Here is a 17,548-nt window from a genome sequence, read left to right on the forward strand (position 1 = left end):
CATTGAAGTGATGGCTCACTTCATTTCTGAGTAACGGTTGGGAGACTGGCTCAGAGGTCATGACTTCAATTACTTTGCGCTTCACCTAGATCCTTTATTGCGCACATGGGGAAAGTTAGGGTTTCTTTCCCCCGTTTTTCTATCGAAAATAGTCCTTTGCTAATTCTGTGCACCATTCCACTAGCGCTTGTGTGGTTGTCTCTTGATCCATTCCGATGGCATGAAACAGGCTAAATGGCATTTTTACATCATTCGCAAGCAGCGGGGTTGGCATTTTTTTTAGTGCCCGCTTCTGTACGTAGTACTCGCCAAGGGGTAAAGGCAGTAGTGCCCAGCCTTCATTTTTGAGCATTTTCACCATTAACGTGTGGCTGCTGACAATACGGGTATGAGATGAGAATGGCTGTATCATCCCATCACTGTTCATGTTGTTACTCGACAGGTATTGCAATTCTAATTGTGCATCTTCAATTGTGAACTCTGCTTTGTTTGCGAGCTTGCTTTGTGCCCCGACATATAAGCCGTAACTGATGTAACCCAAGTGCTTAAAGATAAGCGGGTATTTTGGAGAGATTCCTCCCACAGCAGGTAAGATGGCCAAATCTAAATCACGCTCAGAGACTAACTTTAATGCCGCATCTCGATGTGTTTCGATCCATTGAACTCGTACCTGGGGGAACTGAGCGAGACATCGGCGTTCAAGTTCTGCAATCAATTCAATGGGAAAATCGATGTCATACCCTAGCCGGAGTTGGGTTTTAGGCTCCATAAACATGGCACTGCCGAACTCGAGTAACTTTTCGTTTTGTCGAAGGACTAACTTTGCTTGAGGGTAGAGTTGAACCGCTCGTTCGGTTGGGTTGACTTTGCGTCCTGCGATCGTAAAAAGCTCAAACCCTAACACGTCTTCATACGCCTTAACGAGCTCACGAACCGTGGTTCTATCTTTATGTAAGTTTCGTCCAGCGGCACTGTAAGAGTGGTGCTCGAAAACAGAAACGAAGGCGTAAATTTGATCGAGTGAGTGCAACTGGCTTCCTTATTATGAACGTAAAACCCCAGCATAAGTGGTTTTTAGGATAGTAGTTTTCCTCCCATAATTGACGCAAATTTCATCATGATTTTTGCGAGTGATATGTCACTAACCTCTGTGTCTCAATCTAAAGAGCGGACTTCGATATTCAGCGTGGATCTGTTTAAAGCCATCCTAACGGTGGCGATTCCCGTTACGCTGCAAACCATTTTGTTTTCAAGTAAGGGCTTAATTGACCTTGTCATGATTGGGCAGCTAACGGAGCAGAATATCGCAGCAATTGGTGTTGCGAGTCGCGCTTTATTTGTTGCCACCATCTTTTTGGCGGGGGTAACGGCTGGAGGCGCCATGCTCACCGCGCAATACTTTGGAGCGAAAGACCAAGGCGGCGTAACACGAAGTACTGCTCTGACATGGGCGATGGCGACGGTTGCTGCGTTAGTCCCCTTGTGTGCGTTCCAGTTCTATGGCGATGCCATTATGGGACTGTCGACGAATTCAGCAGAAATCATTGCGCTTGGTGAACAATATCTGAAGGTATCGGGCTGGAGTCTTTTTGCTGTCGCATTCGTCGGAAGCGTTGCGGCTGGGTTACGAGCAATGCACCAAGCTGCGCTCAGTACCTGGTTCAGTGGTTTGGGTATCGCGCTAAACGTAGTATTCAACTGGCTTTTGATTTTTGGTCACTTTGGATTTCCAGAGCTAGGCCTGAAAGGTGCAGCGATCGCGACGGTGATTAGCTCATTACTTGAAGTCGCCGCTATCAGCCTATTTTTAAAGCTGAAAGCACACCCATTAAGATTTGGTCGTCAAGAGCTCAAAAATGCTCTTCAATGGCAATTCATCCGTCCTTTCTTTTCGTTATCCATGCCGACGACGATCAATTTCCTTGCATGGTCGGGCGGCTTATTCGCCTATACCGCCATTATGGGACAAACAGGCGAAGCGGGATTGGTCGTACTCTCGGTGATCACTCCAATAGAAGCGTTTTCACTCAGCTTCCTGACCGGCATCGCGAACGCGTCGGCTGTGATTGTTGGAAACCAGCTTGGTGCCAATAAACCAGACCTTGCCTACGCCCAGGCTAAAGGGTTCACCGTTATCGCCATCGGTGTGACGCTACTGGTGTCGGTGTCACTGTGGTTCATGCAATCGAGCGTATTGGATCTATTTACTGCACTGTCTGCAGAGACGAGGCAGATGGCTGAGCAATTCTACTTAATTTTGTGTGTTGGTATTTTGCTGCGTTCTTTGCCTACGTTAATGGTCGTGGGAGTTCTACGTGCGGGGGGAGACGTTAAGTTTTGTCTCTATCAAGATTTATCGACGCAATGGTTATTTGGCATTCCTTTGGCGGCATTGGGAGCGATGGTGTTTGGTTTTACCGCCCCAGTGGTATTTGCGATGTTCTTCTTAGAAACCTTATTTAAGTGGGTCGCGTGTTTGTACCGCTTTCGTAGTCGCAAGTGGATGAATTGTTTAATTAAAGAAGGGTAAAAGAATGAACTTACTCAGTGTTTATGAAGCATATGGCGTGACGATTGCCATCATAGTGTTTGCGGTTATCTATCTGTTTGTCCACGTCAAATACATCCGACATCACGCTATGCACAAACGTTTTTTGGCTGCGTTATGGGAACTGATGAAGAACACCATTCATGGCGAGCATATTCGAACCATGGGTTACAAGCATGAAAAGGAAACAACAACGAAAGATAAAAATGGCTAGGAAGGCTCTTATCGGGGGCTGCTTTGATACAAGTCTAGAGCGATTCCGCTTGTATCTTTTGGGGAAGGGTGAGCATACCTTCCCCTTTTTTTTGCCCCGAGGTTTATTGATAAAAAACCGCCAGCCAAATTGTTTCTTGCTCGGGATCAGTCCAGCTCACACGGTGCTTGGTATGGGCAAGAATGTTGACGTGATCGCCCGCTTCTAAACGTTTTACAGATCCATCTTCATAAGTCAGTTCGCCTGCGCCTTGTAGAACCAATACCCATTCATGTTCTTCTTGATCGTACCATTCACCCTCTGGCGTGGTTTGCCCCTTCGAGACAATGCGCTCGATACGCAGCTGTTTATGCGTGAGTAAATCTTCGAACACTTCTTCACTCAGATCACTGGGTAGGTCTTTAAACAGATTCATAATGCTTCCTAAATAACGATCAATCCAAATGGTGCGAGCAGTTGTTCTTGCTGCCAGTCGCAGATCTTAACACCGTATAAAGAGACGCGGCGAATGTCCAAGCCTTCTAAATCGACGTGGGTAAGATCGCTCTCTTCTATATTAAAGCTGCCCCATTGTTCTTTGCTGAATTCACCTCTGGATAAGTCTGAGCCTTTAAAGCTTGCGCCCATCAGATTGGCGCCGCTCCATCGGTTCTCAAACAGGTCGCATTTCTCGATTAATGCACGCTCAAAGTTGGTGTAAGCCAAGTTGCAGCCAGTGATGTAGGCGATACAAAAGAAAACCGTATTGCTGACGCGATTAGCAAAGTTGGCACTTTGAAAGTTTGCGCCTTTCAAATCACACTTGCGCAGTTCGATGCCGACGCAGTCTGCACCATTGAACTGAGACATGGCCAACATGCAGTTATTAAAGCTGGCGTCTTTGAGTTTTGCATAGCGGAAACTGCAGCCTTCTATGTCGCTCGATTGGATAAAGCGACAATCAATAAACTTTGCATCACTGAGATCGGCATGGTCGAAATTGCACTGATAAAAGCGGCAGTTTTCAAAGGTGGTGTTTTGCAAATCTTGGTGAGAAAAGTCTTCCTGTTCGAAAGTGAGATCGGTCTTAATCATGGCTTTTTATCTTTTCTTTGTTCGGTTGAAAGCAGACTAACACCCTAAGTGACTGATTTTCCAGAAATATAACTTGTTGTTTTTCAGTGGCTTACAAAGGCCGAAAATCGCCAATTTAAGCGGTCAAATTGGCGATTTAAAGTGGGTATTTTTTGAAAATAACCCGAGCATATTGAGAAAAAAGTTTTGTTGAATGCAGAGGCGTACAGAGGAGGCGGAATGAGAACTGCGACGCACTCCTCTCACACGCACAGTTTGCATTACAGAATTGTGTCCTATTTGCATAATTTGTTGATCAAAATGGCGTTTTTATATACGAAAAAGCTATATTTTTCACAAATTGATTTCCATCAAAATAGTAGGGTTTCTATGTGCTAGATTGCGCGCAGCTCAAGAATATAAGAACTATTAAGCCCTACAAAGGAAATAACAATGAAAAAAACAATCAGTAGTTTAGCAGTGGTTGCCGCGTTAGTGTCTCCAAGTGTTTTCGCTCACAGTGAAGGTGACTTTATTCTACGTGTTGGTGCGGCATCGGTTGTACCAAACGACAGCAGTGACAAGATCTTGGGTTCTCAATATGAGTTAGAAGTTAATTCAGACACCCAGCTGGGTTTGACGTTTGGTTACATGTTTACCGACAACATCAGCTTAGAGGTTCTAGCTGCGACGCCATTTAGCCACGATATCTCTACTGATTTGGTTGGCAAGGATATCGGTAGCACCAAACACCTGCCGCCAACAGTGATGGTTCAGTACTACTTTGGTGACTCACAAAGCAAATTCCGCCCGTACGTAGGTGCTGGTCTGAACTACACCATCTTCTTCGATGAAGGCTTTAACAGTACAGGTAAAGGTGCGGGACTTTCTGATCTGAAATTGGATGATTCATTCGGTCTAGCTGCCAACGTTGGTGTGGACTACATGATCAACGATAAATGGTTCCTAAACGCATCGGCGTGGTATGCAAACATTGAAACAGAAGCGACCTACAAAGCGGCTGGCGCGAAACAAAAAACAGACGTGAAGATCAACCCTTGGGTATTCATGATCAGCGGCGGTTACAAGTTCTAAGAAAAAGCAGTAGCAAAAGAACAACAATATTATTGGCATGACTTTTAGGGGCAGTTGCGGGGATTGCCCCTCTTTTTTTGTCTGTTATTGCTGAACCATTCCTACTCTGTCTATCACACCCCATTGGATTTCCCTCTTCTATACTTTATGCACGATTGGAGAGTGAATGTCTTTGCGCATCATTTGAACAAATGATCAACGCTCAAAATCGGAACTTAACCTTTCAGATCATCTTGTTGTTCAGAAGCTGAAAAATCCTACACTGATCACATAATTGAACACTTGGACAATATAAATGAGCGACGATATCGCGAAGAAATCCTCTTCGAAATCCAAACTGACCAAAATCCTTTTCCTTCTCGTTAGTGCTATCGCCTTCGGTGCGATGTACTGGTCTTGGCAATATTCCGACAGTCACCCGAGCACGGAAGACGCCTATGTAAGAGCTAAAATCCTGTCTGTCGCTCCTCAGGTTCAAGGCCAAGTCATCTCAGTAGAAGCTAAAGACTTCCAAGTGGTGAACAAAGGCGATCTGCTATTAAAGATTGATTCTCGTCCTTACCTGCTAGCAGTCAAACAAGCCAAAGCGGCTTACCAATTGGCGGTGCAACAGCATGATGTAGCCGACAAGCAAGTGACTGAAGCGGTGGCGGGATTGGATGCGGCGCGTTCTAACCTGACCGAAGCGCAGTTGGAATACAAACGTACTAACTCGTTAGTGAAACGCAAACTAGCGTCTGACCAAGACTTGGATACCGCGAAGAACAAACTCGCTAACGCTCAAGCAAGCTTAGAACAAGCACGTGCAACGGTAGAAAAAGCAATTGCAAACCGTGGTGAAGAAGGTGCAGAAGCAGCGGTTGTTCAACAAGCGGCAGCGCAACTTGCACAGGCTGAGTTGAACTTGAGCTACACTGACATCACTTCTCCTGTCGATGGTATTGCGGGTGAAATCAACACACATACTGGTTCTGTTGTCGGCATTGGCCAAACACTGTTCCCAGTGATTGTGAAAGATAGCTACTGGGTACGCGCAAATTTCAAAGAAACTGACCTAACACACATCAAAGCAGGCATGCACGCTGAAGTCGTGATCGACATGTACCCAGACGTAGTTTGGGATGCGAAAGTGGAAGAACTGTCGCCAGCAAGTGGTACATCTTTCTCTCTAATGCCACCAGAAAACGCAACCGGTAACTGGGTGAAAATCAAACAACGCTTCCCTGTGCGTTTGACGCTTGAAGTACCTGAAGGCGCGCCACAATTACGTGTGGGTGCAAGTTCTGAAGTGACTGTTGATCTGAAAAGTAACGCACAATGAGTAATGAGATTACGGCCGACAAACGGGGAATAGCCACCGTCGCCGTGATGCTTTCGGCCATCATGGTGCTGATAGACATGACCGTTGCTAACGTGTCGCTTTCACACATGATGGGTGCGTTGGGCGCAACGGCAGACCAAATCACTTGGGTGCTAACTGGCTACAGCATGGCTGAGGCGATCTTCATTCCGATGACCAGTTTCTGGGTATCGAGATTTGGTGAGCGTAAAGTCATGCTGGTGGCAGTAATCGGCTTTGTGATTGCCAGTGCTTTCTGTGGACAAGCGGGTTCACTCGAAGAGATGGTGGTGTTCCGTATTATCCAAGGTGCGTTTGGTGCCTCGGTTATTCCACTAGCGCAATCGACACTGGTTCAGATTTACCCTTCCGAACAAAAAGGCAAGGCGATGGCGATCTTCTCCATCGGTATCTTGCTTGGTCCGATTTTAGGCCCGGTAGTGGGCGGTGTGATTACTGATAACATCAACTGGCGTTGGATCTTCTACGTCAACTTGCCATTTGGCTTGGTGTGTACTGCGCTGATTTATCGCTACATCCACATCAGTAACAAATCCAAACCGAACTTCGACTGGTGGATCATTGGTTATATGGCCCTAGGGGTCGGTGCGCTGCAGTTTGTGCTCGACAAAGGTAACGACGAAGACTGGTTCAACTCTCGCATCATCCAAACCGCAGTGCTGCTGGCGATCATGGGCTTAATCATGTGGATCTACCGCAGTTGGAAGACCAAGAGCCCCATTGCGCCTCTGTGGCTCCTCAAGGACAAGAACCTCATGGTCTCGTCCTTAATGATGGCGGTGGTGTCGATGGCCATGTTCGGCTTGACCACTCAACAACCGATGTTGCTCGAAAGCTTATTGAACTACCCAGTATCCACCACGGGTATGTTAATGGCACCACGGGGGCTGGCGTCCGCCTGTATGCTGATATTGGTGATTGTGATTAACCCACAATTCGATCCAAGGTTGAAGATTGTCTTTGGCCTAACCTGTATCGGTATTGGTAGTTACCTCATGACCTTGTACTCCATGGAGATCGATACCTTCTGGATCGTGATGCCAAGTATGATTCAGGGTATGGGTTTAGGTTTGACCTTCTCGACCCTATCGACACTGGCGTACATGACATTGCCGAAAGAGCAGTCGGTGGCAGGGGCGAGTATTTTTAACCTGTTCCGCACCATTGGTAGTTCGTTTGGTATCTCGATTGCGACTACATACCAATACCGTGACAGCCAACAGCAATGGCATGCTTTGGGAGAAGGCTTTAACCCTTACAACCCAGTGTTGCATGACTGGGCTGCGAAACAGGGATTATCGATTACTGATCCTGCGGCATTGGAGCAATACCAGAACATGCTCCATCAGCAATCGCAAATGGTGGCCTTTGTGCACACCTTCCAGTTGGTCGGGGTGATGTTCGTTATCATGATGCCGATGCTGATATTTATCCGCTCAAGGTAAACCTCTAAAGCCAAACAAAAGCGCCCTTAACTCAGCCAGTTAAGGGCGCTTTTTTATGTCTAACTGTTCTATCGGTTTTCGAGCAGTTAACCGAAGGTCACTTCACTGAAATGCGGATTGTCTTTGAGTGCTCTCATTGCAATCAATTGCTCGGTTGGGAACGAAATGTGCTCGCCATCGATATCCAAAAATAAGCACTCTTGTCGTTCAATATCGTAGCCTGTATCAAATGCGCTGCCTTGATGTTTCTCACCGTTTTTGAGGGTGATCTGTACGGGCAGATTAAACATACAGGCGATTTCAATAAAATCGTATTGGCTGCAGGTCACCATAACTTTTCTCCTTCTCTCTTCCTTATCAAGACCGATAAAGGACAGAAATACTTCTCTGAAACCTAATCTTCATCTTACGCCCTATTTTGGTCATGAAAAAGACATACAAGCAGGCTTAACTAAAACCATAGTTTAGTGAACAAGACGTAGATAGGACATGTCTGAAACGACACTTAAAAACACGTACTTGGCTCGTGAGCGCGCAACGCAATCACTGATTACTCCTCACACTTACTACGCGCAGTTGGCGCATCGCATTAACCACTCTCCTCAATTTGAACATGGACGCGTCAAAGACAAGATGCCAAATGTGCCAAGCCCTCAGTCTTTTTGGCAAGTGTGCTGGGCCTACATGGGCGGACGTTCACCGCTCAGTCCCGATAATCAGTTGCCTTATTCATCGATAGAGCCCATGCGGTTTAAACAGCGACAACAAGCGATGCGAGTCACTTGGCTCGGGCATTCCACTTTGATGATTGAGACCGATGGCGTACGCATTCTGACTGACCCTGTATTCGACTACGCGTCGCCGTTGATTGCGAAGGCATGGTTTGAGCGCAATATCCCCAATACAGCCGTACGTGATAGCTTGCCGATTCCGGATGTTATCGTGATCTCTCATGATCATTACGATCACCTCGAAGCTTCGACCATACGCTACTATTCTGATAAATCCGTAACATTTTACGTGCCACTCGGTGTCGGTAAGCATTTGATTCGTTGGGGCGTTAGACCTGATAACGTGGTGGAATTTGATTGGTGGGAGAGCGTTCATTACGCCAACGTTGAGCTAATATGCACGCCAGCCAATCACAACTCAGGGCGCACTTATCTGGATAAGAATTCGACCTTATGGGCATCTTGGGTTGTTAAAGGGCAGCAAGAGACACTCTATTTCAGCGGTGACAGTGCGTACGATAGTCACTTTGCACAAATCGCTCAGCGTTGCGGCCCGATTGATATCGCCTGTTTGGAAGTCGCAGCAGATGTGAAAGGCAACCAAGGTTATCCGGTTGAGAACTGGGGACACATGCAAGCGCATCACACCGTACGCGCATTCAAAGACCTGCAAGCGAAGAAGTTGCTACCTGTGCACTGGGCAACGTATGAGTTGTTTACGCACAAATGGGATGAGCCCATTGAGGACTTGATTGAACATTGCCAAGCTGATCACATTGAGCTGATAACCCCGATGGCGGGAGAGAGTTTTTACGTGGCAAAAGAATATAAAAATAAGCTTTGGTGGCAAGCCAATAAATTATGTGAGCAAGCTAGAAAAATACGGGTATAATATGACGGCGCTTCAATAATACCTCGGTTAATTTAACCAACTTTCTTGCTCCTTATAACAAGATTTTTACTGGTCATCGAATCGATAAATTACCAGTGAGTCACTATTTTTCTGTGATCCCTCACGATAATAAATCTCTGAGTACAACTTTTTGATACTTCTCACCTAATAAAATAACCTTCTGAGAGAAAACTTTTACTAAAAATCTTTGTGAACTTAATTTTACGCATCAAAACAATTATACTCGTCGCCATACTGATAAGGCTTAAAATATCTGGTCAAAGTGTGAACGTAATGGGTAAAACTTGATCAGTTAACAACAAGTAAAAGTCTCATCATTGAAACCGATTTAATTGATAAAGAGTGCTGGGAATAATTGGAACCAGCATCACAAGAGTAGGATTCTCTTGAATATATCATCAGGGATGCTGAAGAAATTAAAACAGGCATTGTTAGATGAATAATTCTGCAACGTACTTACTTGCTGCTTTACGAGAAAAAATTAAAGAGAAAGGGATTTGTTATTCCGATCTCTCTGCTGGAATGGGGATTCCTCTATCAACCATCAAGAGACAGTTACACAACACGTCTTTAGGGTTGGACAAAATACTCTCGTATGCCACTCATTTAGATACTGACTTAGTCGAATTGTCCATGCGTGGTAAACAGCTGCAACAAGAAAACGAGCAATTTATCACCGACATTAACAGTGAAATATTTCACCAGTATCCGTACCTGTTTGATTTCTTGTATTTATTACGTCGGAAGGAATGGTCTCCGCAAGATATTGCGAGTAAATACCAATTGACCCATACCTCGATCACCCTTTATTTCCGCGCATTGGAAATGATGGATTACATCGAGCTAAAAGGTGATGACCAATACCGCTTTAAAGACCAAGGTCGCTTTATTTTCGAAGAAGGCTCTAAGCTCGATACTTTGTTTGCTAAGCGCTTTCGAGATGAAGTGTTTAGCCATGATGTGCGACCACCGATTTGCATGGGACGCATTGCTATCACTGAAGAGCAGGAAGAGAAACTGGCGAATGAGGTGTACAACAAACTGATAGAGTTTGATGTGCAAAACAAGAGCGGAGAAGGTAGCAAGCGACTGAGAAACGTCTTAATGACTTACACGCCGGGCAACCAGATATTCCTTTCGGATACGATTCCGAATATTGACGGTGAATTATTAAAAGCCATCTCGATGGCGAATGAAAAATAGTGACTATTTAATCACAAAATAAAGAATTTATATTAAGTGGGTGTGTTTGATCATGAATGCATCAAAGACCCACTATTATCCAAAATTAATGACCTGTTATTTAAATAGGTCAAACGAAGAAGAGACAAATTAACCGATCTCTTCTCAAATCCAAAAGTGAAATAAATAAGGCTGAATCTTCATCATCGAAAATCGGCAGGGCACGTCTCGACCTTTTTTCGCCTGATTAGGACCAAAAGCCAATAAATGAGGGATATAACATGCACTTTAAGACTTCTTTATGTGCGATTGCTGTCGGGGTTGCTCTAACACTTAGTGGATGCAACAGTAGTGATAATGACTCGAATGTGGAAGCGCCTCTGAAAGCGGCTGAATTCCACAACACCATTGACCGTGCAGGTGTGCCAGTGGCACTGCGTGATCTTCATGGTGGTCACCTTCGCTACATTCCTATGTTCGATAACGGTTCTTGGCATGGTCATACGCTAGATACTCAAGGTGGCGAAATCACCCTAGGTGGTACCGCGTTGCTAACGGAAGAATACGTGTCATTCATGGCTGCACGTTTCGACCGTCTAACACTGATGGTTGACGGTGAAGCGATGCCGCTTGAGCTAACAGACGCTTACTCGCAACCAGGCGCACTGATTCAAGAGTACACAGGCGATAACGGCATCACTGCCGAACTTGAAATGCGCTTTGTGACCGACCGTACGTCTCTTGTTAAAACCACCATCAAGAACCCGAACAAGCTGGTTCTTCAAGGCGAATGGGACGGTGAGTTGATGCAAGATTACCGTGCTGACGATGGTGAACTATACAAAAACAGCGACAGCACAGTGCGCAGTGTTGAAGATGCATACCCTACTTACTCACGTGAAATCGCCGCGACAGAAAACGGCGTAGAAGTGTCTTTTGGCGCGGTTCGTGCCTCTTGGTCTCTGCTGACTTCAGGCGATTCTAAGTTTGAAGTAACACGCTCTATCAAGCCAGAAACGTCGACCATCGACGATGACAAGAAAGGCTTTGTCCAAACGGCAGAGCTAGGTAATGGCGAAGAAATCACGCTATATACGGCTTACACGCACGTGCAAAACACCGAAGAGCAAGCGTCTGAGTTTGCGAAGTTAGATGACGTGATGGCCGATCCGAAAGGCTACATGCACGATTCAGCAATGCGTTGGGAAGAGTACCTAGAAAACGGTCTAACCAACGATGCCGCTTCAAAAGAACATGAATTCGTTGCAGTAAAAGCGATGGAAACACTGAGCGCAAACTGGCGTGGTGCAGCAGGTGCCATTGACCACGACACAGTAACGCCATCGGTAACTGCGCCTTACTTCTCTGGCAACATGACATGGCCATGGGATACATGGAAACAAGCGTACGCAATGGCTCACTTCAACCCAGATGTGGCGATGGAAAACATTCGTACTGTATTCCAATACCAAGTTCAGTCTGATGATCCTGTTCGCCCTTGGGATGAAGGTTACTTGCTTGACGTGGTGACTTACAACTTGCCAGCTGAACGTTGGGAAGGCATGTCTGCGGAATACAAAAAAGTGTTCCCACTGGCGACAGACGGTTTGAACTGGAACGAACGCAACACCAAACCATCTCTAGCTGCATGGGCAGTATGGGAAGTTTACACCGCACTGAAAGACGAGCATAACCGTCCGGAAGAAGCGAAGCAGTGGCTAGAAGAGATGTATCCGAAGTTGGTGGCATTCCACGATTGGTGGCTGCGTGCTCGCGATACAAACAAAAACGGCATCCCTGAATACGGTGCAGCAAAAGACCCAATTCATACTGTATTTGAAGATGATGTGAATGATGGTTCTTGGGGATCGGATGCGTCAGTAGACGACATGAAGTTCCAGTACAAAGACGAAGCGAATGGCGACAAGTGGATCAAAGAGACTGGCATCGAGAAATACAACCAGTTGCTAACGTCCGGTGATTACACTGCGATGAGCATCCCTGCAAAAGTAGCTGCGGGTTGGGAATCTGGTCGTGACAACGCAGGTGTATTTGGCTTTATCGACACTATCGACAACCTACAAGGTATGTCTAAACTGCCGACACAAGACGAAGCTAAAGTGATCGACCAAATGGGTCGTTACGCACACGATACCAACGGATTCGACAACACCTACGACATGGTCATGGGTGAAGATGGCTCGGTGGTGACTTACCGTGATGATTCGCCAGAGAACATGGACAAACTGGCTCTAGCGAAGAAAGACTGGGAAGTGAAGTTCAACGAGAACACTGACGAAGCGAACAAGTTGTCTGGCTATTCGCTGATGCAAGAGTCGGTAGACCAAGCCTCTTACTGGTACTCAGATAACCTGTTCCTATCTCAAATTGCAGAAGTACTGGGTAAAGCAGATAAAGCGGCTGAGTTTAAAGAGAAAGCGGAAGACACCAAAGAGTACATCAACCGCTGTATGTTCGATGAATCAACTGGATTCTACTACGACATCGAAGTGGTACCTGGAGGCTTGAGCAACCAATGTGCTGGTCCAATGTTGGTGAAACGCGGCATGGGGCCAGAAGGTTGGTCTCCACTATTCAACAACGCGGCAACGCAAGAGCACGCGGATAAAGTAGTGAAGAACATGCTTGATACCAGCAAGTTTAACTCACCAATGATCCCACTTGGCACGGCGTCAATGGATAACCCGGCTTACGGCCCAGACATTTACTGGCGTGGTCGTGTGTGGCTGGATCAGTTCTACTTTGGTGTACGTGGTATGGACAACTACGGTTACGGTGTGGAAGCGCGTCAGATGGTGGATAAGCTATTCAAGAACGCACAAGGCTTAACGGAAACGACGCCAATTCAGGAAAACTACAACCCTGAAACGGGTGCAGTGCAGGGCGCAAACAACTTCTCTTGGAGTGCTGCGCACCTATACATGTTGTACAACGGCTTCGTGGGCAAATAACACCTGTTAGTGAGTCACTAACACGTCAAATATTAAGCGTTGCAGATGACCCCCCTAGCATCTGCAACCGCTTAACCCTCTTCAAATTAGGCTCAGTAAGATCAAACCGGACGGTGAAAATTGTCCGGTTTTTATAGAGTTATCACACTAATTTTCTGCAAATTCCTAAAATTTGTATGCTGGAAAAACTGAGCTACAAAGCCACTTCCCGTTAAAAAACAATCAGTAACTGTCCCGCATCTCGTTCTGCCTATTTTCAACACATAACATTTATAAAATGATCGTTTAACTGTTTTGTAACAAAATATATGCTTCATAAATCAATGAGGTCGTTAGATATTCATGCGAAAGCATTCAGAGTTGCCCTAACCTCGCCGCTGTTCAGTCGCTCCGAGCCGAAATTAACTCCAAACTCTACATTGCCGCCTGAATTTTCCTCATTCAAAGGAGCGTATTGATAAATACCTCACTTTCTTAGTCGTCAGTATGACGTGTTGCGATGCAGCACCATCAAGGAAGGTGACATGAACTGTTTACAGACCAGCCTGTATAACTTGTTAGAAGACAATGACTTCGTGCCCTCTAAAGAGTACAAAGCCTCTATTGCCAGCTACCTACATTCCGATTCCTCACTCACACCTCAAGAGATGGGTAAGCTCACTGGCGAAATATTCCAGAGCAAACAAACCATGGCGTATTACTTGCTGCACAATGCCATCAACGAAGGAGAGGGAGCCGAGCGACTCAAAATGATCGCCAATCGTTACGCTCAGGGTGAGATGAAGCAGCAGATCATGCATCACTACCAAAACGACAGAAACCACTCGGCCATGTACGCCAGTTTGATCCCATTAACAGGTTACCAAACCGAGGTATATCAAGAAGAAAAGTCGAGTGACTTCAGCAATGTGAGCCACTTTTACGACGACATTAAAATCCACCTTTTCCGAGCTCACTCCGTCGAACTTCGTTCTTGGTGTCTATTGGTTTCTCAACTGAGTTTTATCGACCAATCGGATATTCCGTATCTGAAAGAGATGCGACCGACCATTCAGCTGATTTTAGATGATGAGGTGAGGCAGGTTTCTTACACGGCGCAACATGTCAGCCAGTGGTTGGAAGAAGATCCGTCACTGTGCCAAGCCTTCACGCAATGCATGAGCCACACCTACCGAGAAACGTGGGATTACCTAGCCTCTATGGCGGAATTCATGCGAGACAGTGCGCCTTACTTTATGGTCTAGGCGTAGAGTGCTTGAGTCTAAAGGCTTGGCGAGAGGCTCAACGTTGTTTGTACTGCGTTGGGCAATAGCCTCTGTTCACGTCTGGTGAGCGCAGTTTTAAGTGTTTGGTGTTACGCCCAGATACACGTTGTCGCCAAAGCTTGAAACTGCGGGGTTTGAGGTGGCGACGCATCAAGCTGATAACGCCATTTTCGTTTAGGCCGAATTGATGCTCAATGGCTTCAAACGGGGTTCTGTCCTCCCATGCCATTTCTATGATTCTGGATAGAGCGTCGTCGCTGAGTGTCATGGTGTGTTCCTAATCAAGGTTGCCTATTTAAACTTAGGAACACACATACGTAATGTACGGTGAAACGGTTTAATTGGAAGCCGTTTCTAGTCGATAAAATGAGGACATAAAGTTAGGAATAGCAACGAGTTATTTCTGTGGTTTAAGCTCGACCACATTGCCTTCTGGATCTTCTAAATACACAGACCGACCAAAGCCCTGTGCACCATATCGTTCGGCAAACTCTTCGACATGGACGTTATGTTGATGAAGATATTCAAGCAACTCAGACTCTTCAAAAGGCGCGATTTGTAGGCAGAAATGGTCGAGGTTGCGGCCATCTTGGCTTGGCGATTTACCGCCTAACTTGCCGAGTTCACTCTCAACCGTCACCAAATCAATGATGGCTGTGCCAGCACGTAACTGCGTCAGCCCTAAGTCGGGCAACTCTCGCTCGATAGGACACCCCAATAGGTCTCGATAGAAACGGAGCATCGCATCGAGATTATCCGTTCTTAATACCACGTGGTCGAGAGCTTTGATTTCAATGGGGTTTCGTTGGTTTGCCATGACGTGTTCCTTTTTCGAGCATTGAGAAAAGTATACGCACTAAACCAGCAAGCTGATCGCCAGAGCCAGCATAACTACGCGCGTTTATTTTGCTAAGAGCGTCGTAATTGTGAGAGCCAGCCTCAAATCCTACCGTGCTCTCACATTAAATCAGAATTCCCCATTACAATATGCCCATCCATATGAAAAAGGAAAAAACGATGAAAGCAGTTTGGTTGGCCGCAGGTGCATTGGCACTGAGCGGATGTTCGGCAATGAACTCAGCAAATGATGTATCTCGCCCATCAGCAGAGATGTTCCCAGAGATGGAGAACATGACGAAGCACGTTTTCTATGTAGACCCAGCAAGCAACGAAGCAGATAAGCGCGTTGAGCTTGTGGTAGGCAAAATGATGGAAACAGACTGTAACCGTGTTTCTCTAGGCGGCAGTGTTAGCGAGCATTCGCTAGAAGGCTGGGGCTACACTTACTACCAAGTTGACGCTTCACCAGCGGGTGGCATCTCTACGCTTATGGCTTGCCCTGAAGACATGGAGAAGGTCGAGACTTTCGTTCAAATGCCAACACGCGACCTTTACCGTTACAACAGCAAGCTTCCTGTTGTAGTTTACGCGCCAGCGGATTTGGACGTGAACATTCGCGTTTGGGCACCTGAAGAATGATTTCTCTTCCGGCTAAAATCACTTTGACACTAGGTAGTTTGCTTGTACTTGGAGGCTGTACTTCCAATGTGCCGGAGTACCAATATCAGTGTGATGACGGCCATCAGTTTGCTGCCCGTTTTGAGCAGGAAAAAGCGCGGATTACCGTTGATGGCGGAAGAGAGCTTGAGCTCAAACAGGTCCGCTCGGCTTCAGGTGTAAGGTATCTATCTGATGACCAAATGTTAGTGCTCCACACCAAAGGTGACGAAGCGATTTTGATCGTCAATGAAATATCGCAGAGTACATGTCGCATTACGAAGTAATCCGATCGCTCAAAGGCTTGGTTGATACCGAGCCTTTTTTATACTCAAAAGCTAAACGGATTGTATTCGGCGAGTGATTCCAGCGAATATTGAGGACTTGCGTCTCTACACAGAGCTGCACCAGTTCTATTTTGTACCTGTTTTCCGCTCTATGTTTACAGGCAAGTCAAGCAGACTTATCGTAAGCTGAGGTGAGACATTTGCCTATTTTATAAAATCTTAATGTTCAATGTGTTACTAGTAACAAAGTAGTAATACCTATTTAGGTCTTCTATCACTTAAAGTTGATGTAATTGGCTGCGTTTATCACTTTTTTCTCTCTTTTTTGAAAATTCTCCTATTCCCATAAATGTTTACTCCTTCATTTTTCCCATAATTTCTTTCTTTATTGATTCTTTTGTTTTTTAAAGTTAATGATATTTAATGATTTTTATCTTTTTCGGTGAAGATTTGTTCAATGGCATATCTCTTACAGAATTAAACGAGTTAAGCCAATAGTGATAAGTTCGCAATTGATATACATTCTCGTTTGGGAACATTCCCGCAATAAATATAAAAATGGAGAAAACTATAATGAAAAACGTTCTTGGCTTCGTGACCCTTCTTGCTGCTTCTCTGGTTCACGCTGAAGATGCGATTACTTTTCCGACTCAACCCGCTGCAGAGGTAAACGATCCAATCGTCTTTCCTACTGTTCAGCATCCCATTGTGTTGGTTGGTGGTTACGAAGTAGAAAATGGTGTTTTACGCTCTCGCACTTATGACTGTGGCATTAACATCAGTGATTTAAACTTATCAGCACAACTGGTGTGGGAAGGGGCGACACCAAAAGTGATGATTTTAGGTGATGATCTGATTATGTGTCGCTCACTGTCAAATAGCCCGTTTGAACTGGACATCAGTGGCGTGCTTGAGCAACTTCCGAATCACGACCTATATCGTGTAGAAATCGCGAATCATGTGAATTTTCACCGATAGTTCGAGGT

At 45.7% G+C, this 17,548-nt stretch carries 18 protein-coding genes; 12 read left to right on the forward strand and 6 right to left on the reverse strand.

Annotated features, from left to right (window positions below; translation table 11 throughout):
* Positions 1–139: 139 nt before the first annotated feature.
* The gene (locus KIO97_RS00360) at positions 140–1,030 is read right to left on the reverse strand and encodes a LysR family transcriptional regulator (protein WP_285380418.1); all 891 of its coding nucleotides are present in this window, start codon (positions 1,028–1,030) and stop codon (positions 140–142) included.
* A 105-nt stretch (positions 1,031–1,135) separates the two neighbouring features.
* Between KIO97_RS00360 and KIO97_RS00365 the strand changes: the two genes are divergently transcribed.
* Positions 1,136–2,530 carry an MATE family efflux transporter gene (locus KIO97_RS00365; protein WP_285380420.1) on the forward strand — a complete coding sequence of 465 codons (1,395 nt, stop codon included), beginning with the start codon at positions 1,136–1,138 and terminating at the stop codon, positions 2,528–2,530.
* A gap of 4 nt (positions 2,531–2,534) precedes the next feature.
* Entirely contained in the window at positions 2,535–2,762 is a 228-nt protein-coding gene (locus KIO97_RS00370; protein ID WP_010453439.1) for a hypothetical protein, read from the forward strand.
* 103 nt (positions 2,763–2,865) lie between these two features.
* Here the strand turns inward: KIO97_RS00370 and KIO97_RS00375 are convergent, their stop codons facing one another.
* Positions 2,866–3,177, reverse strand: coding sequence for a cupin domain-containing protein (locus KIO97_RS00375; protein WP_045371060.1), 312 nt, complete (start codon positions 3,175–3,177; stop codon positions 2,866–2,868).
* 8 nt (positions 3,178–3,185) lie between these two features.
* Positions 3,186–3,836, reverse strand: a complete 651-nt coding sequence (locus KIO97_RS00380) for a Qnr family pentapeptide repeat protein (RefSeq protein ID WP_079401637.1) — start codon at positions 3,834–3,836, stop codon at positions 3,186–3,188.
* A gap of 432 nt (positions 3,837–4,268) precedes the next feature.
* Here KIO97_RS00380 and ompW point away from each other — a divergent pair, with 432 nt between their 5' ends.
* The 3 genes from ompW to KIO97_RS00395 all read left to right on the forward strand — a co-directional run bounded on the left by ompW (position 4,269) and on the right by KIO97_RS00395 (position 7,715).
* A complete protein-coding gene (ompW, locus tag KIO97_RS00385; protein ID WP_285380423.1) occupies positions 4,269–4,910 on the forward strand; it encodes an outer membrane protein OmpW in 642 nt (213 codons plus the stop codon).
* Positions 4,911–5,205: 295 nt separating this feature from the next.
* Positions 5,206–6,231, forward strand: a complete 1,026-nt coding sequence (locus KIO97_RS00390) for an HlyD family secretion protein (protein ID WP_285380424.1) — start codon at positions 5,206–5,208, stop codon at positions 6,229–6,231.
* The gene (locus KIO97_RS00395; RefSeq protein WP_005434843.1) at positions 6,228–7,715 is read left to right on the forward strand and encodes an MDR family MFS transporter; all 1,488 of its coding nucleotides are present in this window, start codon (positions 6,228–6,230) and stop codon (positions 7,713–7,715) included. The genes KIO97_RS00390 and KIO97_RS00395 overlap by 4 nt, the downstream gene beginning before the upstream one ends.
* An 86-nt stretch (positions 7,716–7,801) precedes the next feature.
* Here the strand turns inward: KIO97_RS00395 and KIO97_RS00400 are convergent, their stop codons facing one another.
* Complete coding sequence (locus tag KIO97_RS00400; RefSeq protein ID WP_012130247.1) at positions 7,802–8,047, reverse strand: Rho-binding antiterminator; 246 nt, start codon at positions 8,045–8,047, stop codon at positions 7,802–7,804.
* A 157-nt stretch (positions 8,048–8,204) separates the two neighbouring features.
* Here KIO97_RS00400 and KIO97_RS00405 point away from each other — a divergent pair, with 157 nt between their 5' ends.
* The 4 genes from KIO97_RS00405 (at position 8,205) to KIO97_RS00420 (ending at position 14,757) form a co-directional block, all read left to right on the forward strand.
* Positions 8,205–9,338, forward strand: coding sequence for an MBL fold metallo-hydrolase (locus tag KIO97_RS00405; RefSeq protein ID WP_285380426.1), 1,134 nt, complete (start codon positions 8,205–8,207; stop codon positions 9,336–9,338).
* 456 nt (positions 9,339–9,794) lie between these two features.
* On the forward strand, positions 9,795–10,562 hold the full coding sequence (locus tag KIO97_RS00410; protein ID WP_032802841.1) for a transcriptional regulator: 768 nt from the start codon (positions 9,795–9,797) through the stop codon (positions 10,560–10,562).
* 260 nt (positions 10,563–10,822) lie between these two features.
* Positions 10,823–13,513: an alpha-glucosidase gene (gene ygjK / locus KIO97_RS00415; RefSeq protein WP_285380428.1), complete on the forward strand. Its 2,691-nt coding sequence runs from the start codon at positions 10,823–10,825 to the stop codon at positions 13,511–13,513.
* A 524-nt stretch (positions 13,514–14,037) separates the two neighbouring features.
* Entirely contained in the window at positions 14,038–14,757 is a 720-nt protein-coding gene (locus KIO97_RS00420; protein WP_285380430.1) for a GTPase, read from the forward strand.
* 37 nt (positions 14,758–14,794) lie between these two features.
* On the opposite strand, the gene KIO97_RS00425 is transcribed toward KIO97_RS00420, so the two are convergent.
* Positions 14,795–15,046, reverse strand: a complete 252-nt coding sequence (locus KIO97_RS00425) for a TIGR03643 family protein (RefSeq protein WP_005428362.1) — start codon at positions 15,044–15,046, stop codon at positions 14,795–14,797.
* A gap of 129 nt (positions 15,047–15,175) precedes the next feature.
* Positions 15,176–15,595, reverse strand: a complete 420-nt coding sequence (locus KIO97_RS00430; RefSeq protein ID WP_005428272.1) for a VOC family protein — start codon at positions 15,593–15,595, stop codon at positions 15,176–15,178.
* 200 nt (positions 15,596–15,795) lie between these two features.
* Between KIO97_RS00430 and KIO97_RS00435 the strand changes: the two genes are divergently transcribed.
* The 3 genes from KIO97_RS00435 (at position 15,796) to KIO97_RS00445 (ending at position 17,540) form a co-directional block, all read left to right on the forward strand.
* Entirely contained in the window at positions 15,796–16,257 is a 462-nt protein-coding gene (locus KIO97_RS00435) for an ecotin family protein (RefSeq protein WP_038891045.1), read from the forward strand.
* Positions 16,254–16,562 (forward strand): MliC family protein, encoded by a 309-nt coding sequence (locus tag KIO97_RS00440; RefSeq protein ID WP_043883155.1) that lies wholly within the window; start codon positions 16,254–16,256, stop codon positions 16,560–16,562. The genes KIO97_RS00435 and KIO97_RS00440 overlap by 4 nt, the downstream gene beginning before the upstream one ends.
* A gap of 573 nt (positions 16,563–17,135) precedes the next feature.
* Positions 17,136–17,540, forward strand: coding sequence for a hypothetical protein (locus tag KIO97_RS00445; protein ID WP_285380435.1), 405 nt, complete (start codon positions 17,136–17,138; stop codon positions 17,538–17,540).
* Positions 17,541–17,548 lie beyond the last annotated feature (8 nt).

It is taken from the genome of Vibrio sp. B181a (genome assembly GCF_030248375.1).
Taxonomy (GTDB): Bacteria; Pseudomonadota; Gammaproteobacteria; order Enterobacterales; family Vibrionaceae; genus Vibrio; species Vibrio campbellii.

Bases quoted from the DNA above. Each gene is read 5' to 3' on its own strand.
- KIO97_RS00365 (WP_285380420.1), top strand. From the start codon at position 1,136: ATGTCACTAACCTCTGTGTCTCAATCTAAAGAGCGGACTTCGATATTC.
- KIO97_RS00370 (WP_010453439.1), top strand. From the start codon at position 2,535: ATGAACTTACTCAGTGTTTATGAAGCATATGGCGTGACGATTGCCATC.
- KIO97_RS00375 (WP_045371060.1), bottom strand. From the start codon at position 3,177: ATGAATCTGTTTAAAGACCTACCCAGTGATCTGAGTGAAGAAGTGTTC.
- KIO97_RS00380 (WP_079401637.1), bottom strand. From the start codon at position 3,836: ATGATTAAGACCGATCTCACTTTCGAACAGGAAGACTTTTCTCACCAA.
- ompW (WP_285380423.1), top strand. From the start codon at position 4,269: ATGAAAAAAACAATCAGTAGTTTAGCAGTGGTTGCCGCGTTAGTGTCT.
- KIO97_RS00390 (WP_285380424.1), top strand. From the start codon at position 5,206: ATGAGCGACGATATCGCGAAGAAATCCTCTTCGAAATCCAAACTGACC.
- KIO97_RS00395 (WP_005434843.1), top strand. From the start codon at position 6,228: ATGAGTAATGAGATTACGGCCGACAAACGGGGAATAGCCACCGTCGCC.
- KIO97_RS00400 (WP_012130247.1), bottom strand. From the start codon at position 8,047: ATGGTGACCTGCAGCCAATACGATTTTATTGAAATCGCCTGTATGTTT.
- KIO97_RS00405 (WP_285380426.1), top strand. From the start codon at position 8,205: ATGTCTGAAACGACACTTAAAAACACGTACTTGGCTCGTGAGCGCGCA.
- KIO97_RS00410 (WP_032802841.1), top strand. From the start codon at position 9,795: ATGAATAATTCTGCAACGTACTTACTTGCTGCTTTACGAGAAAAAATT.
- ygjK (WP_285380428.1), top strand. From the start codon at position 10,823: ATGCACTTTAAGACTTCTTTATGTGCGATTGCTGTCGGGGTTGCTCTA.
- KIO97_RS00420 (WP_285380430.1), top strand. From the start codon at position 14,038: ATGAACTGTTTACAGACCAGCCTGTATAACTTGTTAGAAGACAATGAC.
- KIO97_RS00425 (WP_005428362.1), bottom strand. From the start codon at position 15,046: ATGACACTCAGCGACGACGCTCTATCCAGAATCATAGAAATGGCATGG.
- KIO97_RS00430 (WP_005428272.1), bottom strand. From the start codon at position 15,595: ATGGCAAACCAACGAAACCCCATTGAAATCAAAGCTCTCGACCACGTG.
- KIO97_RS00435 (WP_038891045.1), top strand. From the start codon at position 15,796: ATGAAAGCAGTTTGGTTGGCCGCAGGTGCATTGGCACTGAGCGGATGT.
- KIO97_RS00440 (WP_043883155.1), top strand. From the start codon at position 16,254: ATGATTTCTCTTCCGGCTAAAATCACTTTGACACTAGGTAGTTTGCTT.
- KIO97_RS00445 (WP_285380435.1), top strand. From the start codon at position 17,136: ATGAAAAACGTTCTTGGCTTCGTGACCCTTCTTGCTGCTTCTCTGGTT.